23 protein-coding genes are annotated in these 26,569 nt (G+C 64.8%); 8 read left to right on the top strand and 15 right to left on the bottom strand.

Features of this window, described 5'->3' with window-relative positions; translation table 11 throughout:
- Positions 1-21: 21 nt before the first annotated feature.
- From JF545_RS09300 to JF545_RS09280, 5 genes are all read right to left on the bottom strand, one after another.
- Entirely contained in the window at positions 22-1,011 is a 990-nt protein-coding gene (locus tag JF545_RS09300) for a DUF4434 domain-containing protein (protein ID WP_206941490.1), read from the bottom strand.
- Positions 1,012-1,047: 36 nt separating this feature from the next.
- A complete protein-coding gene (locus tag JF545_RS09295; RefSeq protein ID WP_206941488.1) occupies positions 1,048-4,098 on the bottom strand; it encodes an NfrA family protein in 3,051 nt (1,016 codons plus the stop codon).
- 68 nt (positions 4,099-4,166) lie between these two features.
- The gene (locus JF545_RS09290) at positions 4,167-6,365 is read right to left on the bottom strand and encodes a glycosyl transferase family protein (protein WP_206941487.1); all 2,199 of its coding nucleotides are present in this window, start codon (positions 6,363-6,365) and stop codon (positions 4,167-4,169) included.
- Entirely contained in the window at positions 6,358-7,515 is a 1,158-nt protein-coding gene (gene wecB, locus JF545_RS09285; protein WP_206941486.1) for a non-hydrolyzing UDP-N-acetylglucosamine 2-epimerase, read from the bottom strand. The genes JF545_RS09290 and wecB overlap by 8 nt, the downstream gene beginning before the upstream one ends.
- Positions 7,516-7,734: 219 nt before the next feature.
- Positions 7,735-8,016, bottom strand: a complete 282-nt coding sequence (locus tag JF545_RS09280) for a hypothetical protein (RefSeq protein ID WP_206941484.1) — start codon at positions 8,014-8,016, stop codon at positions 7,735-7,737.
- Positions 8,017-8,111: 95 nt separating this feature from the next.
- Between JF545_RS09280 and JF545_RS09275 the strand changes: the two genes are divergently transcribed.
- A complete protein-coding gene (locus JF545_RS09275) occupies positions 8,112-9,047 on the top strand; it encodes a DUF808 family protein (protein WP_206941483.1) in 936 nt (311 codons plus the stop codon).
- 120 nt (positions 9,048-9,167) lie between these two features.
- On the opposite strand, the gene JF545_RS09270 is transcribed toward JF545_RS09275, so the two are convergent.
- On the bottom strand, positions 9,168-10,526 hold the full coding sequence (locus JF545_RS09270) for a PepSY-associated TM helix domain-containing protein (protein WP_206941481.1): 1,359 nt from the start codon (positions 10,524-10,526) through the stop codon (positions 9,168-9,170).
- Between the two features lie 68 nt (positions 10,527-10,594).
- A complete protein-coding gene (locus JF545_RS09265) occupies positions 10,595-11,023 on the bottom strand; it encodes a DUF2946 domain-containing protein (protein ID WP_206941479.1) in 429 nt (142 codons plus the stop codon).
- Positions 11,024-11,203: 180 nt separating this feature from the next.
- Here JF545_RS09265 and zapE point away from each other — a divergent pair, with 180 nt between their 5' ends.
- Positions 11,204-12,418, top strand: a complete 1,215-nt coding sequence (gene zapE / locus JF545_RS09260; protein ID WP_206941478.1) for a cell division protein ZapE — start codon at positions 11,204-11,206, stop codon at positions 12,416-12,418.
- Between the two features lie 112 nt (positions 12,419-12,530).
- Complete coding sequence (locus tag JF545_RS09255; RefSeq protein ID WP_222237691.1) at positions 12,531-13,001, top strand: GNAT family N-acetyltransferase; 471 nt, start codon at positions 12,531-12,533, stop codon at positions 12,999-13,001.
- Positions 13,002-13,005: 4 nt separating this feature from the next.
- Here JF545_RS09255 and JF545_RS09250 read toward each other — a convergent pair whose 3' ends face one another.
- The gene (locus JF545_RS09250) at positions 13,006-13,149 is read right to left on the bottom strand and encodes a hypothetical protein (RefSeq protein WP_206941476.1); all 144 of its coding nucleotides are present in this window, start codon (positions 13,147-13,149) and stop codon (positions 13,006-13,008) included.
- A gap of 47 nt (positions 13,150-13,196) precedes the next feature.
- The gene (locus JF545_RS09245; protein ID WP_206941475.1) at positions 13,197-14,228 is read right to left on the bottom strand and encodes a LacI family DNA-binding transcriptional regulator; all 1,032 of its coding nucleotides are present in this window, start codon (positions 14,226-14,228) and stop codon (positions 13,197-13,199) included.
- 318 nt (positions 14,229-14,546) lie between these two features.
- Here JF545_RS09245 and ltnD point away from each other — a divergent pair, with 318 nt between their 5' ends.
- The 5 genes from ltnD to denD all read left to right on the top strand — a co-directional run bounded on the left by ltnD (position 14,547) and on the right by denD (position 19,422).
- Positions 14,547-15,494: an L-threonate dehydrogenase gene (ltnD, locus tag JF545_RS09240; protein ID WP_206941474.1), complete on the top strand. Its 948-nt coding sequence runs from the start codon at positions 14,547-14,549 to the stop codon at positions 15,492-15,494.
- 91 nt (positions 15,495-15,585) lie between these two features.
- Positions 15,586-16,878 (top strand): 3-oxo-tetronate kinase, encoded by a 1,293-nt coding sequence (gene otnK, locus JF545_RS09235; RefSeq protein ID WP_206941473.1) that lies wholly within the window; start codon positions 15,586-15,588, stop codon positions 16,876-16,878.
- Positions 16,875-17,522, top strand: coding sequence for a 3-oxo-tetronate 4-phosphate decarboxylase (gene otnC, locus JF545_RS09230; RefSeq protein WP_206941471.1), 648 nt, complete (start codon positions 16,875-16,877; stop codon positions 17,520-17,522). The genes otnK and otnC overlap by 4 nt, the downstream gene beginning before the upstream one ends.
- Positions 17,523-17,632: 110 nt before the next feature.
- On the top strand, positions 17,633-18,448 hold the full coding sequence (gene otnI / locus JF545_RS09225; protein ID WP_206941469.1) for a 2-oxo-tetronate isomerase: 816 nt from the start codon (positions 17,633-17,635) through the stop codon (positions 18,446-18,448).
- On the top strand, positions 18,448-19,422 hold the full coding sequence (denD, locus tag JF545_RS09220; RefSeq protein WP_206941467.1) for a D-erythronate dehydrogenase: 975 nt from the start codon (positions 18,448-18,450) through the stop codon (positions 19,420-19,422). Before otnI ends, denD begins: the two co-directional genes overlap by 1 nt.
- A 20-nt stretch (positions 19,423-19,442) precedes the next feature.
- On the opposite strand, the gene JF545_RS09215 is transcribed toward denD, so the two are convergent.
- The 6 genes from JF545_RS09215 to JF545_RS09190 form a co-directional block, all read right to left on the bottom strand.
- Positions 19,443-20,024, bottom strand: coding sequence for a nucleotidyltransferase family protein (locus tag JF545_RS09215; RefSeq protein ID WP_206941465.1), 582 nt, complete (start codon positions 20,022-20,024; stop codon positions 19,443-19,445).
- A gap of 39 nt (positions 20,025-20,063) precedes the next feature.
- Positions 20,064-21,062 (bottom strand): XdhC family protein, encoded by a 999-nt coding sequence (locus JF545_RS09210; RefSeq protein WP_206941463.1) that lies wholly within the window; start codon positions 21,060-21,062, stop codon positions 20,064-20,066.
- 62 nt (positions 21,063-21,124) lie between these two features.
- On the bottom strand, positions 21,125-23,506 hold the full coding sequence (locus tag JF545_RS09205) for a xanthine dehydrogenase family protein molybdopterin-binding subunit (RefSeq protein ID WP_206941461.1): 2,382 nt from the start codon (positions 23,504-23,506) through the stop codon (positions 21,125-21,127).
- Complete coding sequence (locus JF545_RS09200; RefSeq protein WP_206941460.1) at positions 23,493-24,023, bottom strand: (2Fe-2S)-binding protein; 531 nt, start codon at positions 24,021-24,023, stop codon at positions 23,493-23,495. The genes JF545_RS09205 and JF545_RS09200 overlap by 14 nt, the downstream gene beginning before the upstream one ends.
- A gap of 316 nt (positions 24,024-24,339) precedes the next feature.
- Positions 24,340-25,560 (bottom strand): mandelate racemase/muconate lactonizing enzyme family protein, encoded by a 1,221-nt coding sequence (locus tag JF545_RS09195; protein WP_206941459.1) that lies wholly within the window; start codon positions 25,558-25,560, stop codon positions 24,340-24,342.
- 76 nt (positions 25,561-25,636) lie between these two features.
- Positions 25,637-26,536 (bottom strand): NAD(P)-dependent oxidoreductase, encoded by a 900-nt coding sequence (locus tag JF545_RS09190; protein ID WP_206941458.1) that lies wholly within the window; start codon positions 26,534-26,536, stop codon positions 25,637-25,639.
- Positions 26,537-26,569 lie beyond the last annotated feature (33 nt).

The raw sequence follows: 26,569 nt of genomic DNA, 5'->3' as shown, positions 1-26,569 counted from the left end.
TCGAAGGCTTTCTTCAAGGCCTTAAAGAAGATCCTGGGCCCAGGGCATATAGCGCAGCGAAAACACGGCGTCAGGGTGGCAGTCCCGTGCCGGACGACGGGGCGGCGTGGGAATCGCTTGGAAGGGTTCGGTAGCACCACTGGTGCGTGAAAAGGCTTCACGCACGATACCGACACGACAGCTCAAGGCATGGCGGTAGTCGCTGCGCACAAGGGGGTCGAGATTGCGCGTGCCTTCATCATCCTGCCACCAGACCTGCCATCCACTGTCACTGATCGCTTCGGCCCAGGCGGTATAGACCTGTGGGGTGACAAAGCCGCCGCTGAACATGCTCAAGTGAAGCGGGCCGGCCAAGGCCGTGCTGGCGCTGGCCAGCTGTGACACCAGCTCATCGCGCACGCCAGGGTCACGAAACAGCCAGTCGTCGAGCTCTTGCGGCAGATACCAGCCCACCGGGGTCAACGGCCACTGCTGCAGAATCGCTTGCTGCTGTGCGGCGGACCTTGCCAGCAGCTGATACCAGTAGTGGGCAAAGCGAGCGTTGTCCGGCAGCGTATCGTAGTAGGCCGGGTCCTGGTGCAAACCGAGGATCAGCTCGAGCCCCTGGCGCTCTGCTTCCACCAGGGCGTCGGCCAGCCAACCTTCGGCACCGCCGAAGGTATCGTCGCCATAGCGGGTCCACTGCACGATCAGCGTATCGACGCCATGATCGGCGGCCTGTTGCCATAACGTTTGCCAGCGCTCGCGGGTCAGCAGCTCATCGTGATTCTGGGGCTGATAGAACAGGATAGGAGTAGAGTAGGCGCTGGCATGGGCTGCGGCATGGGCTGCGGCATGGTTTGTGGCATAGCCGACCAAATCGTCTGCGGGAGCGCTGGCGACACCGCTTAGCGGGCTTGTCAGCAGCACGGCGGCGATCACCACAGAGTGCCCGGCTCGTGCCTTGGCGCGTGGGCGTGGAGGGTGGGCGATCGACGCTAGCGGCTCAGCGACTGTGGCAACAAAGGACATGGCAGGTACTCCCATGATCAAGGGCGAGGCCTCGTGTTACAGGCTCCATTCCAGGTGAATCATCCAGCCGTCCCGGCCATCGTAGAGGTTGCCGCCCAGGGACTGCTGATACTCCGTCGAGACGCTGAGTTTCCGGCGAAAGGCGTTGTAGTGATCCTCGTCGTACCACAGCTCCCAGCGCAGGCCCGCTGCGACCCGCACATCCTCGTCCCAGCCATCGGTGTCATGGCTGGTGGCCTGGAGGCTGGCGTAGGGCATCAGGGTCTGAGCGCTGTCGGTCGGCAGCTTGAGGGTGTAGCCCTGGCGGTAACGACTGAACAGTTGCACGTCGCCGCGCTGGGTCCACCAGGCACCGTCCAGATAGAGCGAGCGTTCGTGCCAATGGTCCTCGGTAGGCCGCCATTCATTGCTGTAGCCACCCTGGTCGAGCAAGGAGCCGCTGGCGCGCAGCAGCAGGTCGATGTCCGTATGCTGGTCATCGTTTTTCTGGGACTCGGCAAACACCTCGGCGTAGAGATTGATGTTGTGACGGGCTAGCGGCTTGGCCCGCAGGCCCATGCCCAGAGAGCGGCCTCGCCCATAGTCATCCCGGTCATCGCCGCCGAAGATAGTGCGCACGTAGCCCGCCAGCTGGCGCCCCTGACTGAGCGGATCGTGGCCAAGGGCATGATCCCACTGCAGGATCTGGGTGTTGATATCGTGGCCGCTGGCGCTGTCATCCTCGCTATCGCTGCGGATACCGGGTGTCGGGCTCGCCGGAGACCAGCTTGAGGACAGGGTGATGCGGTCGCGCCGAGTCAGGCTTTCGTGCTGGCGGCGCTGGCGATAGCGGCGTTCAGCCATGCGCTCGGCGCTGTCGTCTCCCACCCTAAGGTCCAGGGGCTGCAGATCGATGGCCTGCTCAAGACGGGTTAGCGCGCGGGCGTTGTCGCCGACGGCAGCGTACAGATCCCCCAGGGTGCTCGCGCTGACGATATCCTCGGGATAGGCGTGGCGTGCACGTTCCAGCAGAGGTATCGCCTGTTGGCGCGATATCTGGGTGTCGCTGGATGCCAATGTCAGCCCCAGTTCCCGTGCGAGTCTCGGTGAATCCGGCGCTGCGGCCTGGGCCTGCTCAAGCCAGCGGCGGGCGAGGACATCGTCGCCGGCCTGTTGGGCGAGCTGGCTGGCACCTTCGAAAGTGGCCGAATCCGCAGGCGCTGCCTGGCTGATGGCATCTGTGGCGAGGGCCAGTGCTGTCGGTGGCTCGCCGTTGGCCAGGGCAATGCGCGCCCCGAGCAGGCTATGCTCGGCGCTGGCGCTGCTGGCATTCCACCAGCGCCAGGCCTCCTCGGTGTCACCGCTGGCCAGCGCGCTGCGAGCGCCGGCAAGGCGATCTTGCTGTTCCAGCAGGTTGACCTCGACCGCCTGCCATTCGCGCCAGGCGGCGGAGGGGTCGCCAGCGGCAAACAGGGCATAGGCAAGCCGCTTGCGCGCCTGGTTGACGTCGCCGATGGGGGCCTGCTGCTCCAGGCGCTGCGCCAGCGCGCGTTGAAAATAGCGGGCGGCCTGGCCCGGTCTATCTCGCGAGCAGATGCCCAGCGGCCCCCAGGGAGGGGACGGTGAGACGGCGAACTCTTTAACCAGAGCGCAGCGATCCTGGCGTGCAAGCTGTTCGAGCAGCCCCTCCCGCGCCATGCTGCCAAGACGTGGCTGCTGGATCAGGATGGCCAGGGTGCCGTCGGGTATCTTGGCGGTGTCTTCGCGGTACAGGAAGGCCAGGCGATCGAGGGCTTGGGGTGAAAGCCGGTCAGGGGCGGCGAGCAGGGCCTGCTGCAGGATCTGCCTGGCCGCCAGGGGGTGATCCGAGGACAGGTATAGGTAGCTTGCCTGGTCCAGCGAGCGGGTTTCGCCGCTCAGCAGATAGTGGCGTTCCCACAGCTCGGCGGCGGCGAGTGGGCGCGACAAGCGCTGGGTCAGTTCGGCGCGCTCGCGAAGGGTGGCAGCGGTCTGGGGTTGTCGCTGCAGTAGCGCCAGTGCCTTGGTCAGATGGCCGTCGGCACGATAGCGATCCAGTAACACTGCGTCCTGCCGCGCCTTCCACCGCCGGGGGAGTGTTGTGGTCTCCAGCAGGGCGATGGCATCGAGCCGATCGGCCAGTACCAGCCAGCTTTCGGGATTGTCGGCGGGATCGCACTCGGCGAAGGTCGCCAGGGCGTCGGGGTCGCCTTGATGGGAAAGCCAGTCGACCAGCGTCAGACAATCCATGTCGTGACGAGGTGCCAGCTCCCTGACCTTGGCGGTGTCGCCCAGTGCCAAGGACGTCTGCAGCAGCTTGTCCTCGTCGCTGGGCAGTAGCTGGCCGCTGTCCTCGAGGGTCTTGAGCCAGCGTTGGGCGGGCTCCGGATAGCCCAGGGCAATGGCACGATCCGCTCCCGCCTTGAGCACGAACCGCCGAATATCACCATCGGGCAGGGCCGCCACCATGGCGTTGACGCCCTTCTCGTTGTCGGACTGGACCATGGCAATCGCCAGGCGTCGCCAGTCGTCTTCTTCCAGCACGTTTTCCAGCGCGTGGGGCACCAGGGCATCGATCACCTGATCCCAGTCCTGGACCCGCTCTGCCAGGGTGGCGCGATAGCGGTCCAGCGCCAGGCCGTCGTCCTTGGCCTGGACGGAGCGCAGCCAGACAAGCGCCTCCGGGGCCCCGCGGGTGGCGCGCAGGTAGTCCCCCCGGGTACGCCATAGCTCGCTGCGTGCCGCCCCAGAAGTCTCGGCCAGCCACTGGTCGATCTGGTCGGCGCTGGCATGGCCGTCGGCGATCCAGTCGCGGCGCAGCGCATTGATCTGCACCGCGGCCAGGTTGGCGTCCAGCGCCCCCAGCGCCGCCACGGCGCCGTCCAGGTTGCCTTGTTTTTCCAGCGCCTGTGACAGCAGGCGATATGCCTCGATATTGCCAGGCACTTGTCCGATCAGATGCTCCATCAGTCGCTGTACTTCGGCCCAGTCCCTGGCTTCTGCGGCGCGGTAGGCCCGGTCGAGGTAGGGGTAGCTGCGAAACTCGTCAAACTCGCTGAGTGCCTGGGCCTGGTGGCAGACGATCAACACTATGCCAAGCCACCAGGGGCGCCTCAGACATCGGCTCAGTCGGTTGCTTGACCGCTTTATCTGGGGCTTCACGCGGGGGCCTCCACGACGGCCGCCATGGCAGCGCGACGATGCTGCTGCTGCAGGGCCAGCGCGCGTGCCAGGGTGGTGTCATCGATCATCTTGCGAGCGATCAGGAAGTCGCCGAGGCGGCTCTGCTCAGGGTCGAAGTCGATCATGGCCTGGCCGAACAGTGTCGGCGCAATCAGCTCGTGTTCCAGCAGCAGCTCGCCGAGCATGGGCTGGTGGCAACAGAAGGCATCCAGCCGCGCGTTACCGTCGGGAGTCGCCTCGTCCCATTGCTGGAGACTGGCTTGGGTGTCCTCATCGAGACCTCCCAGGTACCAGTGGCGCAGGCCCAGCGAGACTCTTCCCACCGCGGCCAGACGCTGGACCACCGGGCGCTGCAGTCGTCGGCTGATGGCGCCAAGGGCGACCGGGCTCAATATCGTTTCGGTGGCCAGGATCAGCTGCTGGTCCTGCTCGCCGATGGCCAGCACGGCGTAGCGGATGGCGACATGGGAAGGCAGCACCTCAACCAGTGCAGCGGGTACCTTGAGCGGATGCAACGCGGTCGTTTCCAGGCCGCGATAGCGGGCCTGGACTTCGGCCAGGGCCATTCCCGGCAGCTGTCCGCGGATGACCAGTTCACGCGCCAGTCGGCGTGGTCCGACCTCATCCAGGGTCGCCGCCAGCGTAGCGTCAGCGATCAGCTCCGCTTCCAGCAACAGCGTCTGCAGCGACACCTGCTGGGCGCCATCGATATGGGGAAAGTCGTGGGTGGTCTTGTCCCAGGCAAAGGTGCGGTGACGTGCGCGGGTGAAGAACAGCTTCCAGGCCCGAACGTTGGCCAGGAAGTTGACCACGTTGCTCCACAGCATGCGGGGAAAGGACAGCAGGCCTTGGCGCCAGCCGTAGTAGATCTTGACGAAGTAGAACCGCTGGAAGGCACGGTTGGCCAGCAACACACCGTTGATGGACAGCAGTACCTCCAGCAGGGAGCCGCCGACGATGGACTGAAAGCGCCAGGCGTCCTCCACCAGGGCGGCATAGAGCCATAGGCCGAACATGATCAGCAGCAATAGCGTCGCCACCAATGCCAGCGGGTAGGCGATCAGGCCGCGCCGGTCGCGCCAGAGGAAGTAGTTGAGGCGCCAGTTGGTCCGGCTCCAGCCGAGATGCTGATAGCCCTGGAAGACGATGCCGGTGATCCAGCGGGACTTCTGGCGAACCACCGCCGCCAGGGCGGTGGGAAAGTGCTCGCGCACACAGATCACCTTGCTTTCTCGCAGCGACTGCCCCGGCGCATGCTCGCGCCGGGGTGACAGGTCGTCGCGCTCGATGCTGTAGCGAACGAAGATGCAGGAAAGGCCGCTCTCGTGCAGGCGAAAGCCGATGTCGTAGTCTTCGGTCAGGCTCCAGATGTCGAAGGTGATGCCATCGTTGAGCTCTCTCAAGCGTGCCAAGGCGCGGCGACTGAAGCAGGTGCCGACGCCAGCGCTGGGGACCTGGCCGCACATGGCCTCCCTGATCAGTACATCCTTGCCGTGATACTCGGAGAATTCGTCGATGTAGTGGCCCCCGGACAGCTGATACCAGCGGGGCCTGAACGGGTAGACCGGCACCTGGATCAAGTCCTTGGCCGGCAGCAGATAGTTGAACAGCCTGAGTTCCATCGGCGAGATCACATCCTCGGCATCGTGCAGGATGCAGCCGGCGAACTCGATACCGGCCGCCTGCTCGAAGCGTGCGATGGCTTCGATCACGTTGTTGAGACAATCTGCCTTGCTGGTGGGGCCCGGGCGCACCGTGACCACCTTGTGGACGTTCGAGAAAGTCTGGCAGACCACGTCGACTTCGGCCTGGGTGTCCGGATCGTTGGGATAGGTGCCGACGAAGATCTGGTAGTTTTCGTAGTCCATCGTGCTGGCCATCAGCTGAGCCATCTGGCCGACCACGCCGACTTCCTGCCAGGCGGGGACCATCACCGCCAGCGGCTTCTCGCGGGCCTGATACAGCCGCTCCTCATCGGCGTAGGGCACCTTGCGGTAGATGGACCAGTAGCGCCAGCTGCGCCGCGTCCAGTAGACGATGTCGAGAAACAGGTCATCGATCCCCAGCGCCAGCATCATCAGGCACAGGGTGATGGCAACGTATTTCAGCGCGAACAGGGCGTGCAGCGAGGCGTCGAGCAACCACAGCGTCAGGTCGGGCGGTAGTTCAGCCATGCCTGGCCTCGACATCTGCCCGACGCGACAGCAGCCAGGATTCCATGTCGCGGACGATCTTGTCGGCGGCGTCGCCTTGTCCATAGGGATTGGGGATCTGGGCGATCCGCTGGCGCTCCTCAGGAGTGTCGAGCAGGCGCGAGGCAACGGCCACAATGGCGTCGCTGGCACTGCCGGTCAGCATGACGGTCCCGGCATCGAGGGCGTCGATGCGCTCGGTATGTTCGCGCATGACCAGTACCGGTACTCCCAGGGCGGGAGCTTCCTCCTGAAGTCCGCCAGAGTCGGTCAGGATCAGGGTGGCGCCCCCCATCAACCAGACGAAGTCGCGATAGTCCTGGGGGGGAGTCAGGTGCACGTTGGGGAGATTGGCCAATTCACGCTCGGCCACGTCCTTGATGGCGGGGTTCAGGTGCACCGGATAGACGAAGTCGGTATCGGGATAGCGCCCGGCCAGCTCAGCGATGGCCTGGCAGATGGTGCGAATGCCTTCACCATGATTTTCTCGGCGATGCCCGGTAATCAGCACCCGCCGGGCGCCGGGGCGTAGTCGTGCCAAGGGACTGTCCGGCCACGGCCGATAGCCGTGGGCATCGAGGCTGTCTTTCATCCACATCAGGGCATCGATCACGGTATTGCCGGTGACCAGAATGCTGCCTGGCGCCACCTGTTCGCGCAGCAGGTTGTCCCTGGCGGACGGGGTTGGCGCGTAATGGCGGCGGGCGATACGCGCCACCATGCTGCGATAGGCCTCTTCTGGCCAGGGTGAGTCGATGTTGCCGGTGCGCAGCCCGGCCTCGACGTGAGCCACCGGCACTTTGCGCTGAAAGGCAGCCAGACTGGCCGCGAAGCAGGTGGCGGTGTCGCCATGTACCATCACCAGATCGGGCATCACCTCGGCCATGACGCTGTCCAGCCGTCCCAGCAAGGCCTGCATCAGGCCATTGAGCGTCTGAGAGGGGGTCATGACCGCCAGGTTGCTGTCTGGCACAAGGTCAAACAGCGACAGTGCCTGGTCGAGCATTTCGTCGTGCTGACCGCTGGCGCAAAGATGCAGGGAGAGGATGGCGGAAGAGTGGATCGCCAGGGCGACCGGGGCCATCTTGATGGCCTCGGGGCGAGTACCGACAACGAGCATGACTACGGGCATGGGGCTGTCCAGCCGGAGATACCCACCATGAGGGGGTACCCACAATGAAGGGTCCGGGCGTGAGAGCTGGCTCACGTCAACGAACGTTCATTTTTTCCCGTGCTAGGCGGCGGGTCCCTACCTCAAGTGGGCAGGATGGGTGGGGTCATTCGAGGTGGTCGCTATGCAGGAGCAGGGCTTGGTGATGGCTGGCTCCCGCAGCCTAGGGAGTGCGGCGACTCAAGGCTCGATGCGAGGGAGCGGCTGTGCTTCGGCAAGAAAGTCGAGCACCTTGCGCTCGCTCATCTCGCAGGGTTTCAGCCGCCACTCTGATCCGGTCAGGTAGGCGTTCAAGCTGACCATGTCAGTACCGCCGAGTTGCTGAGCCAGCAGCTTGAGCGAGCGCCCCGCGTTGTAGATCTTGAGCGTCACGCCATAGCGCTGGCCGCGAAACAGTACGTCGCTGTAGCCCACGGGCAGGCGCCCTAGCAGCGTGGCGAGATCGGCAGTAGTTGCTGACATGGCACAGGGCTCCCGGGCGATTGCTGCAGCGCAAGAGAAGATCAACGGTTATGCTGAGGCTATTCACCATACCCCACGCCAAGGAGGGAGCCCCAGTGGCAGGAAGCAGTCTGTTAACCCTGATCGATGATATCGCCACCCTGCTCGACGACGTTTCGGTGATGACCAAGGTGGCGGCCAAGAAGACCGCCGGAGTGCTGGGGGATGATCTTGCCCTTAACGCTCAGCAGGTGACCGGTGTCGCCGCCAAGCGCGAGTTGCCGGTGGTCTGGGCGGTCGCCAAGGGCTCGTTGCTCAACAAGTGTTTTCTGATACCGGGGGCGCTGTTGATCAGCGCCTTTGTCCCTTGGCTGGTGACGGTGTTGCTGATGCTGGGTGGCGCCTTTCTGTGCTTTGAAGGCGCAGAGAAGCTGGCGCACAAGTTTCTGCACAAGAAGGATGACCAGCATGAGCACGACGCTCGCCTTGCCGCCCTGGCCGACAATGATGTGGACATGCAGGCGTTCGAGCGAGACAAGATAAAAGGAGCGATTCGCACGGACTTCATCTTGTCGGCGGAGATCATCGTGATCGCCCTGGGGACGGTGACGGCGGCTCCTCTCTCTCAGCAGATAGCCGTGCTGATCGCCATTGGGTTGCTGATTACCGTCGGGGTCTATGGCCTGGTGGCAGGTCTGGTCAAGCTCGACGACCTGGGCCTGCACCTTACCAAGAGTGACAGTGGTCTGGCTCAGACGCTCGGCAAGGGACTATTGCGCGGTGCTCCTCTGCTGATGAAGGGGCTATCGATCTTTGGCACCCTGGCCATGTTCCTGGTCGGTGGCGGTATTCTGGCTCACGGTGTACCGATGGTGGGCCACTGGATCGAGGGCCTGGCCGAGACCGACGTTGCCCTGCCGGGAGTCGATGCGATTCTCCACGGGCTGGTACCCATGCTGGGCAATGGGCTGTTCGGGCTGGCGGTGGGCGCCGTGCTGGTCGCCGTGTGGACGGGGTTGCAGCGATTGCGCGGAAAGCAGCAGACCCACTGAGGAAACACTGCATCAATGCCTGCGCCTCATGACGCTGGGCTGACGTATCCAGCGCTTGCCTGAGTGGTGACATGGTAAACCATGAAAAAGGGCGACCCGCGGGTCGCCCTTGTGCTTGCTTCAGGCGTTGGCGCGTTGTCGGGCGAAGCGCAGTGAGCGCACTGCGTCTACGGCGAGAAACAGCACCAGACTCGCTCCCATGACGGGCAGCGCCAGACCGAGCAGTACGCCGGTGATGATCACCAGGGCCATGGCGGGCAGGGGCAGCGCCAGCAGCGCCGGCCACAAGGTCTGGCCGTTGCTGGCCGAGGGACGCCGCCACCACATGGCGTAACCCCAGGCCACCATGGTCATGATGCCGATGCCCAGGGCCGCCAGCAGCAGCTGGTTCGGCAGCCCGAAAAGGATGCCCATATGGCCGTCAATGCCCCAGCGGGTCAGCTTGGCGGCGAGCGGGTAGTCACTGAAGCTGACCTGATCCAGCACCGTGAAGCGTGACGGATGCACCGCCACCTCATCGACCTGTGAAGGCCAGCTGCGATCAATCTCCCGCACCTTCCAGGCCTGATTCGGGCCCGGCACCAGCAGTTCGATCTTGCCGGCGTCCAGCCCTGCCTCTCTGGCGGTGGCTTCGACGATGTCGAAGTCTGCCAAGCGCTCGGCAGCGCCGGCCTGTGCCATGCCATGATCCGCGTGGGCGTCGGCTTGGTGTACCGCGTGCCCGTCCAAGGACTGTGACACCCTTGGGGTGCCCCAACCGGCCGCCTTGAGGACCGTGAAGAAGTTGTCACCGGCGTGCTTCGACCAGGTCATGCCGGTGGCCGACAGTGCCAGCAGGCCGACCAGCAGAAACAGGCCCAGCACGCTATGGCGACGACGGGTGCGCAAGCGGCGGGCGGTCGCGGACTGTTTGCCTGGATCCACCTTGGGCGATGGGGTCAGGGCCCAGATGGCGAGGCCAGCGAGGGCAGCCAGCCACATCCAGGAGGCGGCCAGTTCGCTGTACAGGCGGCCGGGATCTCCCTGCATCAGGCTACGGTGGATCTGATCGATGATCCGGCGCAGGGGCAGGACACCGCTGGTGCCGTAGACCGTCATGTCGCCACGCACCTCGAGACTATGCGGGTCGATAAAGATAGCGCGGTGTTCACTGGCGCCGAGCAGCGGGTCGGCAAACATCACCCGCGTCGTGGTACCCGGCTCCGGTGCGGGGCGTACCGCACTGGGAGGCGTATCGACCCCCAGATAGTCCTGAGCCGCGGCAACCTGGCGGGACAGCAGGGTAGGTGTGCCGGAGGACGACGAGGTGGTCAGTGCCTCCTTGTAGAGCACCTGCTCCAGGGCCGGAGTGAGCGCATAGAGCGTGCCCGTCAGCGCCGCAAAGAAGATGAAGGGGCCGACCAGCAGGCCGATATAGAAGTGCAGCCGAATGAACAGCGTCTTGAGCGCCGGTCCAGCATGGGTGGTTCGCGTTGTCATGGTCGTTCTCGTGAAATCCGGTGGAGGCCGTGACAGGCAGCCATGGCCAGGAGAGGGCGATGCCTCGTTCAGCGGACGGAACGACCGGGAGGGGCGCGCGGTGTCGGCAGCGTGAATCGCTGCAGCAGCGGCAGGAATGCCCTGAACGTCGACGGGCCAGGTGGGGCGCGGGGGGCGGCGCCGGCGAGTGCCGTCACCGCTATCATCGACAGCGCTGGCACCTGAGCGAACAGCACGCAATAACCGCAAGCGGCGAGATGGTTATGGCCCGCATCCAGTGATGTGCTCTCGGTCTGGACCGCGGTTTCGTCCGACGTCAGTGCGCCACCATGGGCATGGTGGTGATGGTGCAAAGAGACCGCGGGAGGCTCCAGCAGTCGCTGCAGCTGACTGGCCAAGGGGCCGACGAACAGCATCAGCATGGCGGCCACGGCCAACAGGCAGACCCGACGCTGGAAGCGTGGCGATAATCGGAGCCTGTGAGGTGTGGATGACATGGTCGCTAGCCTGAAGATCGACGCGGGAACAGTGACGCGCCACTATAGTCCAGCTGGGCTTGCATTCCCATCGGCAACCCTCGCCCTTTGGGAGTAGCGGTACGCGGCAGGAATCGAGATAGCCAATACCCGGCTGAAGCCACCACGTGGCGTCAGGTCCACGGCAAGGGAGGACAGGACATGGAGAGGGTCGCACCCTCCTGCCAGAAGGCGCTGGCGGGGGCCTCGTCTGATGCAGAAGGCGTATCGCCACTGGCTGACGACTACGCGAGATGGGTCGATACCGGTCAGATTGTTGCCGATGCCGCTCAGACTCGGGCGATCGCCTCCCTCGATCAACTGCTCAAGGCGTTGCGGGACGAACAACCTGCACGGGGCTGCTATCTGTGGGGGCCGGTGGGCCGCGGCAAGACCTGGCTGATGGATCAGTTTGTCGAGCGCTGTCCGGTGCCCGCCAGACGCTGGCATTTTCATCACTTCATGCGCTGGGTGCACCAGCGCCAGTTTCAACTGAGGGGCCAGCCAGACCCGTTGACACTGCTGGCCGATGAACTGGCGGCACAGGTGCGGGTGCTGTGCCTCGATGAGGTATACGTCGACGACATTGCGGATGCGATTCTTTTGGGAGGCGTGATCGAGCGCCTGTTGGCGCGGCGTCTGGTGATGGTGGCAACGTCCAATCAGCCGCCGTCGGGACTCTACCCCGGCGGTTTCAATCGGGAGCGACTGCTGCCAGCCATCGCGACGATGGAGACGCATCTCGAGGTGATGGAGCTCGATGGTGGTCAGGACCATCGCCACCACCCTGGGGCGCCCCATCAACGCTATTTTGTGCGTCAGCCGGGAGAAAGCAGCGTGTTGCCGCAGCATTTCGTGGCACTTTCCGGCGAGCACGCACGTTCCTGCTCGCTGGAGCTGCGCGGACGAGCGCTGTGCCTTCGTGGAGCCGCCCAGCGGGTGTTGTATGGGGATTTCGCGCAGCTGTGTGAGGCGCCACTATCGGCACTGGACTTTATCGAACTATGCGACCGCTTCGATGTACTGCTGCTGGGCGCCGTGCCCTGTCTGGCTACCGAGCAAGAGCCTGAACCTGAGCAAGCGCCATCCGCGCGTTCCCCGTCTACCCGGCCGCGTGCCCTGGCTCGCGGCACCGAAGATGCCAGCGAGCAGGTATCGGCAGGGGAGCGTGAGCTGCCACCCTTGAGCATCAAGGACGACAGCGTGCGGCGCTTCATTGCGCTGGTGGACGAGTGCTATGACCGACGTGTGCCGCTGGTCATTGAGGCAGCCGTGCCGATGCCATCACTGTACTCCCACGGTTACCTGTCCTTTGCGTTTCAGCGTACGCTAAGCCGGCTTGGGGAAATGCAGCTTGAGCGCTTTGCGCATCGATAGTGGGCGAGGCGCCGGGGCTGAGTGAATCCCCAGGGCGGCACGCATCATGTTTTTCGTCACGGGACCCGGCCCCCAGGGCGGGCCAGGGACATGTCACACAGGGAGTGAGCAGGTGAGCCATTACGTCATCGAGCGGCTGCGGGCCGACTCGCCACATCTCGATCAGGTCGCTGGCTGGACCTTCGGCGCTTGGGGCCACCAGCACCAGGACGCCACTCTGCAGAGCTGGCGCGAAGCCACCGCCGAGCTGTGCGGCCCCGACGGGGTCCCCTCGGTATTCGTGGCGATGGCGGGCGGCCAGCCACTGGGCACCGCCAGCCTGTCGCCGGATGACATGAGCATTCGGCGGGAACTGGGCCCCTGGCTCGCATCGGTGTTCGTGCCGCCGGAGCAGCGTGGGCAGGGCATCGCCTCGGCCCTGGTTCGACGCGTCGAACAGGAAGCCCGTGAGCACGGCATCGCACGGCTGCACCTCTACACACCCGACCAGCAGTCGCTGTATCGGCGGGGCGGATGGGAAGCCGTCGAGGATGTCGACTACCTGGGGGAGCGCGTGACCATCATGCGCCGCGACCTGGGCTAGACGGTCAGTCGGATCCGGCTTCGCCGAAGCGGGAGCGTAGCGCCTTCTCGGCGATCTGGACCAGGCCTTCGGCGCGCCAGGCACTGCGACCGATGAACAGCCTGCCGATCTCCTCCCGTGCGTCATACGGTGAGCTCGGGGGGGCCAACTAGCGAGTCGGCTCAGTGTTTCATGTGTTTTTTATCACCCATTTGTTTATGTGCTTTCGCCTCTTTGCAGCGTAAAGCCGACGTCGATGCAGGCCTCTGGCTGGCGACCCTCCAGGCGATCGATGATCTGATGGGCGGCCAGGCGTCCGATGGCTTCGCGGGGGGAGACAATGGTCGTCAGGCGGGGAATCAGGGCGCGTGCGAAGGGCAGTCCGGTAAAACCTGCGATAGCGATGTCGTCGGGCACGCGCAGGCCCTGGCGCTGTGCTTCGAGCAAGGCACCGGATGCCATTACGTCATCGATGAAGTGGATGGCCTCGACCTGCGGGTATTGGCGGCGTATTTCGTCCAGCGCTGCACCGCCGAGGTCGTAGTGGCTGTCCTGCTGCCATTCCATCAAGGGGGCATCCAGGCCTTCGCTGATCAGGCGTGAGCGATGGCCTTCGTAGCGCTGGGCGGCGCGATAGTTATGCGCGAGTCGAGTGCCGGCAAACACGATGTGGCGGTAGCCCTGGGCCAGCAAGTGGTCGGCCATGGTGGCGCCGGCCCGTTGATGGTCCATGCCCACGTTCATGTCCACTGCCTGGCCCAGTTCCATGATCTCCACCAGCGGGCGGGGGAAGCGCTTGAGCAGCTCGCTCAGTCCCTCCCGGTGACGCAGGCCGGTGGTCACCAGGGCGGTGGGGGACCAGCCAAGGAAGGTGCGGATCAGCTCCTCTTCGCGCTCCATGCTGTAGTCGGTATTGCCCAGCAGCATCTGATACCCGTGCTGGTCAAAGACGGCCTGGAGTCCCTGGATGACTTCGACGAACACCACGTTGGACAGCGACGGCACGATGACAGGAATAAATCGCGAGCTGGCCGAGGCCAGGGTGCCAGCGACCATATTGGGGACGTAGCCGACCTTGGCGATAGCCGCTTCCACTTTCTCGCGGGTGGCCTCGCGCACGCTGTCGGGACGGTGGATGGCGCGGGAGACGGTGATGGCCGATACCCCCGCTTCCCGCGCGACGTCGTCCAGGGTGGGGTTATCAAGTCCCTTGCGCCGTCGCCGGTCGCCGCCTTGTGGCTCACTCATCATGCTCTCCCTGTTGGGCGCTGCTTATGGCTATGCCCGCCTTATGGCCACCTATGTCTATTTTATGCCGAACCGGTCGTCTTGAGGACCTTGAGTGCTGTTCCTCACGCCGAGAGGGCTTGGCTGCGCTGGATAGGCAGGCCGGTCTGCCCTTGAAGGGCCGTTGAGGATGGCGGTTAAGACGCCGCTCCTGGGATTAGACCATGGTCGATGTGATGCGTCTGACACTTGTGCTTGAGAGGGCTCTCGACTACAAATGTTAGCGCTAACATTCAAATCTCAACGTCATTCGCCACGACAACTTCTCGGGAGTGCAACATGAGCGACGCGTCTTCAGGATTGCCTGTGTGCGGTGTGGTTGGACTCGGTGCCATGGGGATGGGCATCGCCAGAAGCCTCAAGCGCGCAGGTCTCGAGGTCGTCGGCTGTGATGTGTCTGCCGCGTCGCGCAAGACCTTCGAGGACGAAGGGGGCCAATGTGTGGCGGAAGCCTCCGCGCTGGCCCCGCGTTGCGACGTGATACTGCTGGTCGTGGTCAATGCCGACCAGGTGATGTCGGTGCTGTTTGGCGATGGCAAAGACAAAGACGACGGGCTGGCGACCCAGCTAGCCGCGGGGAGTCTGGTGATTCAGTGCGCGACGGTAGCGCCCAGCGTGGCCGAGGCACTGGGTCAGCGGCTGGATCAGGCGGGGCTTTTGATGCTGGATGCGCCGATCAGCGGTGGTGCGGCCAAGGCGGCCACGGGGGAGCTGTCGGTGATGGCATCCGGGACGCCCCAGGCCTTCGCCAAGGCCGCACCGGTACTCGATGCGATGGCCGCTACCGTGCATCACCTGGGCGATGTTCCCGGCCCGGGCTCAAGCGTGAAGCTGGTCAACCAGCACCTGGCCGGCGTACATATCGCCGCCGCCGCCGAGGCCATGGCATTGGGGCTCAGGATGGGCATCGATGGCCGCGCGCTTTACCGGGTGATCACTCAGTCGGCGGGCAATTCCTGGATGTTCGAAAATCGCGTACCCCACATTCTCGACGGGGATTACCGGCCGCTGTCGGCGGTCGACATCTTCGTCAAGGACCTGAATATCGTGCACGACACCGGCCGTGAGCTGCGTCTGGCGATGCCTGTGGCCTCCAGCGCGCTGCAGCAGTTTACCGCTGCCAGCGGCATGGGGCTGGGGCGCGAGGACGATTCAGCGGTGGTCAAGGTCTATGCTGCAACGGGGGGCGTGGCGCTGCCTGCCGCCAATGACGAGTCGGCGCAGTGACGGTCGGTTCCGTCGTTGTGAGCAGCGCGCTTGTTCCCGCTGTCTCTGCCCCTCGCGTTTGTCACTTTGATGGTGTTAAAGAGGATCTCGCATGAGCCTGGTACTCGGCGCTATTGCCGACGATTTCACGGGAGCCACCGATCTGGCCAATAACCTGGTGCGCTCGGGCATGCGCACCGTCCAGATACTGGGGGACCCCACCGGCAAGCCCCTGCCCGAGGGCGTCGACGCCGTTGTCGTGGCGCTCAAGTCACGCAGCTGTGCACTCGATGAGGCCCTCAAGGACAGCCTGGCGGCACTGGACTGGCTGCGCGGGCAGGGCGTGCGGCAAGTCTTCTTCAAGTACTGCTCGACCTTCGACTCCACCGCCGAGGGCAATATCGGGCCTGTCGCCGATGCCCTGCTAGAGCGTCTTGGCGGGCGGCAGACGGTGATGGTTCCGGCCTTTCCCACCACGGGGCGCACCGTCTACCAAGGACATCTGTTCGTCGGAGATCGCCTGCTCAACGACAGCGGGATGCAGGATCATCCGCTCAATCCCATGACCGATGCCGACCTGGTCAGGGTCTTGGGGGCCCAGACCTCGCATCCGGTAGGGCTCGTTTCCCACGCGGTCATTCGCGCTGGCGCCGAGGCATGCCGCCGTCGCCTGGGTGAGCTCGATGCCAGCGGAGTGCGCCACGTCATCTGCGATACGCTGGATGACGATGATCTGGACGTGCTGGCCGCAGCGACCGTAGAGCTGCCCCTGGTGACCGGTGGGTCCGGCCTTGGTCAGGCGTTGCCGGCAGAGTATCGGCGCAAGGGCTGGTTGGCACCGGTTGAGGATGCGGCGCGACTGGCGCCGGCCCAGGGGCGGTCACTGGTGCTGTCGGGTAGCTGTTCGCAGGCAACCCTCGCTCAGGTCGAGCACTTTCTCGAGCATCGCCCAGGATTTGCCCTGGACCCACTGTCCCTGGCGCAGGGTGACCAGCCCATCGCCGAGGCGCTCGACTTTGTGCGCCGACAGCATGCGGAGTCCCCCGACGAGCCCGTGCTGGTGTATGCCTCCGCGGCGCCTGATCGCGTCAAGGCGGCTCAGCAGCAGCTAGGGGTGGCCCGGGCCGGTGAACTGGTCGAGCGGGCCCTGGCCTCACTGGCGACCACCCTGGTGGCGGAAGGCGTTGGCCGTCTGCTGGTCGCGGGGGGCGAGACCTCCGGCGCGGTGGTGTCGGCGCTGTCGCTGGATCGGCTGCGAATTGGCCCACAGATCGATGCTGGCGTGCCCTGGACCCAGGCCAGTGTGGCAGCAGGAACGCTGTCGCTGGCGCTGAAGTCGGGCAACTTTGGGGGTATCGATATCTTTACCCGCGGCTTTGCCGTGCTCGAGGAGGCGACCCGATGAGCACTCGCGACGTCAACCGCCTGCGTGAACAGATCGCCACCTACGGCAAGTCACTGTTCGACCGCGGGCTGACCATGGGCTCCAGTGGCAACATCAGCGTGCGCCTGGACGATGGGGGCTGGCTGATGACGCCGACCAACGCCTGTCTTGGACGCCTGGACCCAGCGACCATTTCGACGCTGTCAGCAAGCGGCGAGTGGCTCGGCGGCGACAAGCCGACCAAGGAAAGCTTTCTGCACATGGCGATGTACGCCGAGCGGCCCCAGTCCGAGGCCATCGTGCACCTGCACTCGACCCATTCGGTGGCGGTATCCTGCCTGCCGGACGTCGATCACTGCGACTGCATTCCACCGCTGACCGCCTACTATGTGATGCGTGTCGGTCGCTTGCCGCTGGTGCCCTACCATGTACCGGGAGATCCGGCGCTGGGAGATGCTGTCAGGGGACTGGCGGGCAAGCATAGCGCGGTACTGCTGGCCAACCACGGGCCGGTGGTGGCCGGCAAGTCCTTGGAGGCGGCGGTGTACGCCACCGAAGAGCTCGAGGAGACCGCCAAGCTATTCTTGCTGTTGCGCGGGCAGAATCCCCGAGGCCTGACCCCGGAGCAGGTCGCCGAGCTGGAGGCGCGCTTCCCGCGGGACTGAGTCTGCCGCCCCGGTGCCCGTTATGGGCGCCAGATCAGATGTGAGGTGCCAGTTGCAGGGTGCCGGGGCGATGACAGCGATAACGACAACGACAGCAGCAGGAGCGCCCGATGATTCGCTTGGCCGCCAATCTCAGCATGATGTTTACGGAGCACGATTTTCTCGACCGTTTTGCCGCCGCCGCCAAGGCCGGCTTTCGCGGTGTCGAGTATCTGTTTCCCTATGACTTCCCAGCAAGCGAGCTGCGCGCTCGACTGGATGACCAGGGACTCACCCAGGTGCTGTTCAATCTGCCCCCAGGCGACTGGGAGGCCGGCGAGCGCGGCTTGGCTGGCCTACCGGGTCGGGAGCAGGCGTTTCGCGACGGACTGGAACGTGCTCTCGAATATGCGCAGGCGCTGGACTGCCCGCGGGTGCACGCCATGGCCGGGCTGTTGCCCGACAACGCCGACCCCGCCACCCGCGACGCCTACCTGAAGACCTACGTCGATAACCTGAGCTACGCCGCTGAGCGCTGTGGCCAGGACGGGCGCACGCTGCTGATCGAACCCATCAATGGGCGCGACATGCCGGGCTATCTGTTGCAGCACCAGGCGTTGGCGCGGGAGGTGATTCGACGCGTAGGATCGCCGCACCTGCGCCTGCAGTTCGACCTCTATCACTGCCAGATCATGCAGGGTGATCTGATGCGCACCCTGGAGCAGCAGTTCGCTCAGGTGGGGCATGTGCAGATTGCCGGGGTGCCGGAACGTCACGAACCTGACCAGGGTGAGTTGAATATCGGCGCGCTGCTCGAGCACCTCGACGCCCAAGGGTACGACGGCTGGGTCGGCTGCGAGTACCGCCCCGGGGCGGGCACTGTCGCAGGACTAGGCTGGGCGCGCCCCTATGGGATCATCGCTGGACACGCTGAGGAGACGCCCTGATGCATATTCTGATCACTGGTGCGGCAGGTTTTCTTGGCCAGCGCCTGACCCAGGCGCTGCTGGCGGCCGGGCAGTGTCGTGGCGAGCCACTGACCCGCTTGACCCTGGTCGACCAGAGCACGCCGCCCCACCCGACCGCGCAAGGGGCAGTGGCGATCACCACGACCGCCAGAGACCTGACCGAGGACGGTGCCTGGGATGCCTTGCTGGAAGGCCGGCCACAGGTGATCTATCACCTGGCGGCGGTTGTCAGCTCCGCTGCCGAGGCGGACCTTGCCCTCGGTCAAGCGGTCAACTTTGATGCCACCCGTCGCCTGCTCGAAGGCTGCCATCAGCGCGGGATGAGCGATACCCGGGTGATCATGGCAAGCTCCGTGGCGGTGTATGGAGGCGAGCTGCCCGACGTGCTCGATGACATGACCGCGCTACGGCCGCAAAGCTCCTATGGTTCCCAGAAGGCGATGTGCGAGCTGTTGATCCAGGATTACAGCCGCCGAGGCCTGGTCGATGGCTTGGTCCTGCGTCTGCCGACGATCGTGATTCGCCCGGGGCGGCCCAACGCGGCGGCGTCGAGCTTCGCGTCGAGTATCCTGCGTGAACCTCTCAATGGTGAAGACGCCGTGTGTCCCGTGTCCCCAGAGCTCGAGCTCTTCGTGATGTCGCCGGGCAAGGTAGTGGAGGCGTTGATGCATGGGGCGGCGGTGGCTGCTGACTCCCTGGGGGATTTCCGCGCCTTTATGCTGCCGGGTATCACCGTCAGCGTGGCCGAGATGCTGGACGCCCTCGAACGCAAGGGCGGCGCCGAAGCGCGGGCTCGGGTGAGCTTTCGCCCGGACGAGCGGGTGAATGCCATCGTCTCCAGCTGGCCGGGTCGCTTCCGCACGGCCAAGGCAGATGCCCTTGGCTTTGTAGGCGATAGCGACTTTGACGCCATTGTCGATGCCTTTATGGCGGAACACACCAGGGCGCGCTAGCGCGGATCAGGTCGAAGGCGCTAGCGAGGGTCCTGCGGACGGTCCAGGTCACGCACCACGCCCGGGTCGTCCACCGCAATGTCCACCCGCGCCTGTGGGTGGCGTGCGAGTACGGATCTGGCCCCCTCCTGGCCATGCAGGCTTCCCATCTCGCCCCAGAAGTCGCGGCCAATGATGACTGGATGTCCCGGCTGGCCCTGATACGTCGGCCTGACCAGGCGATCCCGCCGGGATTGCGCCGCCAGACGATGGCAGCTGGCCGGTGTCACCCAGGCCATGTCGGCGAGCCACACCGCCGCCGCCTCGGCCGTTGATGCATGGTGTTCCAGCCAGTTGAACGCCTGGGCCAGGCTATCCCCTAGGCTGCAGCTGGTCTGTGTCAGGGTCAGCACCTCGAGTCCGGAGGACGCGGGGACGGACAAGCCAGCCAGGGTGTCATGTGGACCGATCACCAGCAGTCGTCTGGCCGACAGGGCGGCGCTGGCGGACAGGCTTGCGGCCAGCAGTGTGCGGCTGTCGCTCAGGCGGGCAAGGCGCTTGTCGGCGCTGCCAAACCGGCGCGAACTGCCGGCAGCTGCCATCACGCACCACAGGGTTGTCATCGTCTGAGGCTCCTCCGGTTTATCGGTTGTGACATCGGTTTAAAGCCCATCACGTGGTTTGCCACGACGTACCCTGATCACGTCTGCCATCACCGCCAGCGCAATTTCTGCAGGGGTCTTGCTGCCCAGGTGCAGACCGATCGGCATATGGATCCGCGCGATGTCGGCCTCGCTGAGACCACCGCTGCGGGCGAGCCTCGCTGCGCGTGCGCTGGAGGTCTGCCTCGATCCCATCACGCCGATATAGAACGCCTGGGAGTGCACGGCTTCCATCATCGCCAGGTCATCAATGCGCGGGTCGTGGGTCAGCGCTACGACGGCGGTCGCCGCGTGGCATCCGCCTTCTGCGATGAAGCGCGAGGGAAGCCGGGCGATGGTGTCGATGCGTGCTGCGGATTCGCCCAGAGCCTCGACAAGCTCTTCCAGCTTGCCCTCCCGCGGGTCGCAGACGATGACCTCGAAGCCCAGACCCAGGGCGAACTGGGCGCAGAACACCGCAACCGGTGAGACGCCTGCCAGCACCAGGCGGGCGCTGGGGCCTACTCGCAGTAAGGCTTGCTGCTCGATCTCCTGCAGCTGCACGCGGTCGCCGATGCCATCGTCATCGAGCAGTTGCCGCTCTGCCGTCGACCACGAGACCCGTCGTCGCAGCGGACCCTTGCCCTCCAGTGCTGCTGCCAGTGCAGTGAAGTGGGTCACGGCTGCCTCGTCAGGCGCAAAGCGCTCGATCAACACCTCCAGCACGCCTCCACAGGGTAATGTCGGTGCGGGATAGTCGACGTCGTCTCCTGCGCCGTAGCGCACGCGGGTCACTGGCTGCTGGAACTCACCACGACTCAGGCGTTCAAGAAAGTCGTCTTCGACACAGCCGCCAGATAGCGAGCCGACATGCTCGCCGTCCTGGGTGGCAATCAGCCAGGCACCGGGCTCACGAGGGGAAGAGCCATAGGTGGACAGCACCGTGGCCAGCCACAGTTCGCGTCCGTCGTGCAGCCACTCAAGGGCACGACGCACCACCGTTAGATCCAGATGTTGCATGGGTTGCGTGTCCTGTTCGGGGGGAGCCCTCCGTTGTTGGCCGGAGGGCACCCTTGCGGCTGTCAGCTCGTCATCTTGTCATCGGCGCGGTTGCCGAGCCGTGTCTTGAGGGTTTGTGCCCGCATCGGAAGATCGCGTAAACGCACACCGCAGGCATGCGCGACAGCATTGCCGATGGCGGGCGCCACCACGCAGGTGCCGGGCTCACCGAGCCCGACCGGCGTGTGGTCGTTGATCATGAACTCAAGATCCAGCTCTGGCACCTGATGCATACGCAGCGGGGTGTAGCTGTTGAGATTGAGATCGCTGGGCTGCCCCTCTGCATACTCGGTGCCTTCGTGCAGCGCCATGGACAGGCCCCACAGTAGTGACCCTTCCAGCTGGGCCATGGCGCCATCCGGGTGGGCCAGGGTGCCGGCGTCGACGACCGAGGTCAGCTTTTCGACCGTGACGTCGCCGCTGCTCCGATCCACCTTGACGCGGGCGACACAGGCCACCCAGGTTGGCATATGGCGTTCCTGACCGAAGCTGAGTGCCACGCCGAGCCCTGTGTCCTCCGGTAAGCTATCGCGTTCGCTCCAGCCCGACTTCTCCAGCGCGCGCTGCAACACCGCTTTCAGGCGTTCGGCGCCACCCACGCTGTTCGGCGCTTCCCCGGCGTTGCGCCCTTCCGCCTGGAGCAGTGCCAGGCGGAAGCGGGCCGGGTCGAGCCCTGCCGCCTGGGCCAGTTCATCCATATGGCTCTCGACTGCCCAGGTGGTCCAGCCCGGCCCCACCGAACGCAGGTAGCCAGGGACAAAGGCCTCGTGGGCCTTGTGATTCTGCTGAGCCCACACCCGCTGGGCAGCGACCTGGTACCAGTGGTCCGCTCCGCTGATGGCGAAGGAATCTAGCTTGCCGCCACCATCGACGAACTCGCCCAGAAAGCCGGGCGCGATCGCCGCGGTGGGCCATCCCGCCGCAGCAGCATGCTCACTGGCCAGGATCTCACCGCTTGCCGTGACGGCTGAGCGCAGGCGCTGCACCGACGGCGAGCGAACGCAATCGAGACGGCTATCATCGGGGCGGGTAAACACCATCTTGACCGGTTTGCCCAGAGCCTTGGCGGCAAGCGCCGCCGGAACAGCATAGTCGCCATAGAGGCGTCGCCCGAAACCACCGCCGAGGTAATACTGATGGAAGGTCACCTGGCTGTCGTCGACCTCCAGCGCCTTGGCCACCAGCGGCACTGAGGCGGACTGCTGCTGGTTGCCGCAATGGATGTGCCAATGCCCGTCGCGCTCGACCACCGTGGCATTCACTGGCTCCAGCTGGAAATGCAGAACGCTTGCGGTGGTGTAGGTGGCATCGACCAGGGTCGCGCTGTCGGCGTCGGCACGCTCAAAGGCGGATGCCAGGTCGCCGCTGTCCACAAACAGAGCACCATTGTCACGGGTCGGCGCCTCGGTCAGACGTCGTCCTTCCTGCTGTATGTCCGCTTCACTGATGGCGGCAGCGGGACCGACGTCCCACTCGACCTTGAGCGCATCGGTCGCACGCATGGCCGCCGAAAAGCTGTCGGCAATTACCGCAAGCCAGCCCTGGCATAGGCCTGAGGGATCCTCTAGGCGCAGCGTCTGCTGATAGCCCGGGATCGTTGCTGCAGCACTGTCATCGATCGAGACGGCCTGGCAACCAAAACGGGCAGGTGGCAGCACCGGGCGCGCGTAGACCATGCCATCGATCTTGGCATCGATCCCGAAGAGGGCGGCTCCGGTGGTCTTGTCGGGGATGTCCTGGGCGCTACCGGGGCTGCCCAGTACGCGTCGCTCACTGGCGGGTTTCAGGGCAATCGCTTCCAGCTCTTCGGCGCTGTAGCTACGCGACAGGGTGCCGCTGGCAACGATCTCGCCGTAGCTGATCCGCTGATTGTCGCAGATGACCTGACCATTGCGGGCGTGGCAGCGTGCGGGGTCCACATCCAGCAGACGAGCTCCGGCGTCGATCAGCGCTTCGCGGCCAGCGGCACCCGCGCGGGAGAGTGGCAGAAAACTGTGATTCACCGACCAGCTGCCACCGGTGATCATGTATCCCCATTTGGGATCGCTGTCGACGTACTCGATACGCATGGTCGCCGGGTCGACCTCAAGCTCCTCGGCGACCAGACGTGCCAGGCTGGTTCCCACGTGCTGGCCCATCTCGGCCTTGGTGCAGTGCAGTGTGACCTGGCCGTTGCTATCGATGGCGTACCACAAGGTCGGCTCGTACTGGCCTTCCTTGAGGGCGGTATCGGTTGCGTCCTGGGCCAGGGCAATGCCGGGAAGGCCAAACGCCAGCACCGCTGTCGAGCCAAGGGTGCCGATCAGAAAGCCCCGACGGCTGATGCCTGAGGCACTGCTGGATGAACGCTGCTGCGGGTCACGGCCGTGGACATCGCCAACCCGTGGATCGTTAGGCCTTGGCATGCTGGTTGCCCTCCGCGCTATCACTGGCTTCACCCGTGGGGGGCTCCCAGCTCTGTACACCGGCCTGCGCCATGTTCGCTGCACGCTTGACCGCTCGGTGAATACGCACATAGGCCATGCAACGACACAGGTTGCCGCTCATGCCCTGAGTGATCTCGTCGTCGCTGGGGGAGGGCTTGCGTGCGAGCAGGTCGGCTGCCTGCATGATCTGGCCTGACTGGCAGTAGCCGCATTGGGGCACCTGCTCTTCCCGCCAGGCCTGCTGTAGCGGATGGTTGCCGTCGGCATCCAGGCCTTCAATGGTAGTGATCTCGGCTCCTTCCGCGGCGGCCAGCGGTAGCACGCAGCTGCGCGTGGCAGAGCCGTTGAAGTGGATCGTACAGGCGCCACACTGGGCAATGCCGCAGCCGAACTTGGTGCCGGTCAGGCCAAGGGTATCGCGCAGCACCCACAGCAGTGGGGTCTGTGGATCCACCTCGACACTTACCGCCTCGCCGTTAAGGGTGAAGCTGGTCATGGGTAGGGGTTCCTCGCAGTCTCGTTGCTGGTCTGTCGAGCGGTCTTGGATACGTTGTTGTTATGGGCGCCGTCGTGTACCGCGTTTTACCTTGGTCAGGGCGTGACCGCCTGTCCTGGCGCGTTCAGCAGCACATGAAAGACATTTTAAAAGCGTTGCGGCGATACTATAGACCAGTCGACTAGAGGGCAACGTTGAAAATGCGAGAGTGTGCTTTAGCAGAACGAGGCGTGCTGGACAGGCCGTTGAAATGGTTGGCCGACTGGTAACGTGACATGGAGGGCGATCGAGTGTCCGGCGAGTCTGAAATGTCGCGTCAGCCTTGGCTGGTGGTACAGTTGACAGCGTTATCCACGCCTTCGGTATCTACCTTCAACCTCACCCCCAGTCCCGGTTCGCCGCTGACGCGGATCATGCCGTTTTCGATGGGGGGTAGCCCGTCGATGCAGTCGCCGTACCAGCCATAGTAGAAGGCGCGGGTGAACTCCTGTTCGGCCACGTTGGGCAGGGCCATGGCCAGGTGGGTGGAAACGGCCAGGGTGATCGGGCCGGAACAGTCATGGAAGGCGATCGGTCGCGCTTCTGCCTCCGCCAGGGCGGCGGCCTTGCGGGCAAAGGTGATGCCTCCGCCCCAGGTGACATCGATGATCGGCGTGTGGATGCGGCCCCGCTGCAGCAGGTCACGTATCTGGCCGAGTCCGCCCAGTGTTTCTCCTCCTGCCAGCGGTATTCCGATGTCGGCCAGTTCGCTTAACGGATCGAAGCGATCCATCCACAGCGGGTCTTCAACCCAGTCGGGATCGATAGGCGCCAGCGCACGGCAAATCCGACCAGCGGCGTTCACGCTCCAGAGTCCATGCAGCTCGGCCTTGAGACGCATGCGATCGCCATGGACTCGGCGGATCTCCTCGAACGGCCACAGGGCGCGGTTGAGATCCTGGGGCGAGATGGTCATGCCATCGTGGGCGCCTTCGGCGAAATCGAAGGGCCAGATCTTCATCGCCGAAATGCCCATGTCGAGCAGCTCCGAGGCGAGCTCTGCCGGACGTTCGAGAAATCCCTGTAGATCCTCGTAACGCGGTCGGGCCTGGACGGATGCCGCTGCGGCCCCGCTGCCCAGACCGAAATTTCCCGGCCGTACGTCGGCAGACTGGGACACGTAGTCGGGACCCGCACAGGTGTTGTAGAGCGGCACCCGGTCACGGCTCTTGCCCCCCAGAAGGTCGTGCAGTGGCAAGCCCGCCCGCTGTCCCGCCAGGTCCCACAGTGCCACGTCGACCGCAGACAGCGCGCGGGTTTCGGCGCTGGTGCCGGTGAAGCCCACGTAGGGCTGCATCTTGCGGTGCAGGGCTTCGATGCGACGGGCATCCTCGCCCAGCAGCAGGAGCGCCAGGCGGCCATGAATGTCGGCTTCGATGGCGTCGCAGCCAAACCAGCTTTCTCCCAGGCCGATCAGCCCGTCCTCGGTGTGCAGACGCACCCAGATCAGCGAGGGCCGAGCCTTCGGACGCAAGGTATCAATGCGCTGGATCTTCATGGAGACTCCTGGCGATTGTCAGTGGTGTGGAAAGCGGGCGTCAAATGCGCTGGCCGTGATGGCGGGAGGCGACTCCTCAGTCCCCTCGCTGAGTCGAGGCGTCGGCCAGCAGACTGATCAGCTCAGGCAGCAGTCGTTCGCCGTTGCCCTCGGCCACGATATCGGCATAAAGCTGATGGACGGCCTGGCCCATCTGGCGTGAGGCTCCCAGGTCCTTGCTCATGCTGTGGTAGTAGCCCACGTCCTTGAGCGAGTTGGACAGGCTGAAACGAAAGCCCGAGGGATCGGCGTCCACCAGATACGGTCGCAGCCGCTCCAGCACCACACCGCCGCCGCCACCGTTGCCCAGTACCTCCAGCAGCACGCTGTTGTCGATGCCCGCCCTCTGCGAGGCGGCGCTGGCCTCGGCCAGTACGGCAGTGAATCCCAAGGAGACAAAGTTGTGCAGCAGCTTCAAGGTATGGCCTGCCCCGACGGGGCCGCCGTGGGTGATGTGCTCGGCAAACGCCGAAAACAGCGGCGTCAATTCGTCGAACAGCGCCTTGTCCGCGCCTACGATAAGGTTGAGTCGCCCCTCTGCGGCCTCTTTGGGCGTTCGTGTCATGGCGGCGTCGACGAAGCGGCCCCCTGCCTCCCGCACGCGAGCTTCAATCGCCTGCGTGGAGCTGGGAATGGCGGTGGAGCAGTCGACGACGATCTGCTCGGGCTTGAGTCCTTCCAGAACCCCCTGGGGGTCGAACAGTACGCTTTCCACCTGGGGGGTGCCGGTGACGCAGAGGATAACCAGCTCTGCAGCAGACGCCACGTCTCGCGGTGTTTCCAGTGGCGTGGCGCCTGCCGTCTGAAGGTCATCGCAGGGCTGGTTGCCTGGGTGATCCAGATAGCTCAGCCGATGTCCCTGGCGCAGCAGGCTCTGAGCGATGCCATGGCCCATCAGGCCAACGCCGATCAGGCCTACATGAACAGAAGAGGTCATTCCCGGTTCCTTATGGTAGATGAAGCTGTCATG

This window comes from Halomonas litopenaei, assembly GCF_017303055.1.
GTDB lineage: Bacteria > Pseudomonadota > Gammaproteobacteria > Pseudomonadales > Halomonadaceae > Halomonas > Halomonas litopenaei_A.
Note: the sequence above shows the minus strand (reverse complement) of the source record. Positions and strands in the feature narration are given on the sequence as shown.

Coding starts and splice junctions, on each gene's coding strand:
- JF545_RS09300 (WP_206941490.1), bottom strand. CDS start 1,011: ATGTCCTTTGTTGCCACAGTCGCTGAGCCGCTAGCGTCGATCGCCCAC.
- JF545_RS09190 (WP_206941458.1), bottom strand. CDS start 26,536: ATGACCTCTTCTGTTCATGTAGGCCTGATCGGCGTTGGCCTGATGGGC.
- ltnD (WP_206941474.1), top strand. CDS start 14,547: ATGAGCGACGCGTCTTCAGGATTGCCTGTGTGCGGTGTGGTTGGACTC.
- JF545_RS09195 (WP_206941459.1), bottom strand. CDS start 25,560: ATGAAGATCCAGCGCATTGATACCTTGCGTCCGAAGGCTCGGCCCTCG.
- JF545_RS09265 (WP_206941479.1), bottom strand. CDS start 11,023: ATGTCATCCACACCTCACAGGCTCCGATTATCGCCACGCTTCCAGCGT.
- otnK (WP_206941473.1), top strand. CDS start 15,586: ATGAGCCTGGTACTCGGCGCTATTGCCGACGATTTCACGGGAGCCACC.
- zapE (WP_206941478.1), top strand. CDS start 11,204: ATGGAGAGGGTCGCACCCTCCTGCCAGAAGGCGCTGGCGGGGGCCTCG.
- JF545_RS09205 (WP_206941461.1), bottom strand. CDS start 23,506: ATGCCAAGGCCTAACGATCCACGGGTTGGCGATGTCCACGGCCGTGAC.
- JF545_RS09245 (WP_206941475.1), bottom strand. CDS start 14,228: ATGAGTGAGCCACAAGGCGGCGACCGGCGACGGCGCAAGGGACTTGAT.
- JF545_RS09290 (WP_206941487.1), bottom strand. CDS start 6,365: ATGGCTGAACTACCGCCCGACCTGACGCTGTGGTTGCTCGACGCCTCG.
- JF545_RS09215 (WP_206941465.1), bottom strand. CDS start 20,024: ATGACAACCCTGTGGTGCGTGATGGCAGCTGCCGGCAGTTCGCGCCGG.
- JF545_RS09270 (WP_206941481.1), bottom strand. CDS start 10,526: ATGACAACGCGAACCACCCATGCTGGACCGGCGCTCAAGACGCTGTTC.
- otnI (WP_206941469.1), top strand. CDS start 17,633: ATGATTCGCTTGGCCGCCAATCTCAGCATGATGTTTACGGAGCACGAT.
- JF545_RS09210 (WP_206941463.1), bottom strand. CDS start 21,062: ATGCAACATCTGGATCTAACGGTGGTGCGTCGTGCCCTTGAGTGGCTG.
- JF545_RS09280 (WP_206941484.1), bottom strand. CDS start 8,016: ATGTCAGCAACTACTGCCGATCTCGCCACGCTGCTAGGGCGCCTGCCC.
- JF545_RS09200 (WP_206941460.1), bottom strand. CDS start 24,023: ATGACCAGCTTCACCCTTAACGGCGAGGCGGTAAGTGTCGAGGTGGAT.
- wecB (WP_206941486.1), bottom strand. CDS start 7,515: ATGCCCGTAGTCATGCTCGTTGTCGGTACTCGCCCCGAGGCCATCAAG.
- otnC (WP_206941471.1), top strand. CDS start 16,875: ATGAGCACTCGCGACGTCAACCGCCTGCGTGAACAGATCGCCACCTAC.
- denD (WP_206941467.1), top strand. CDS start 18,448: ATGCATATTCTGATCACTGGTGCGGCAGGTTTTCTTGGCCAGCGCCTG.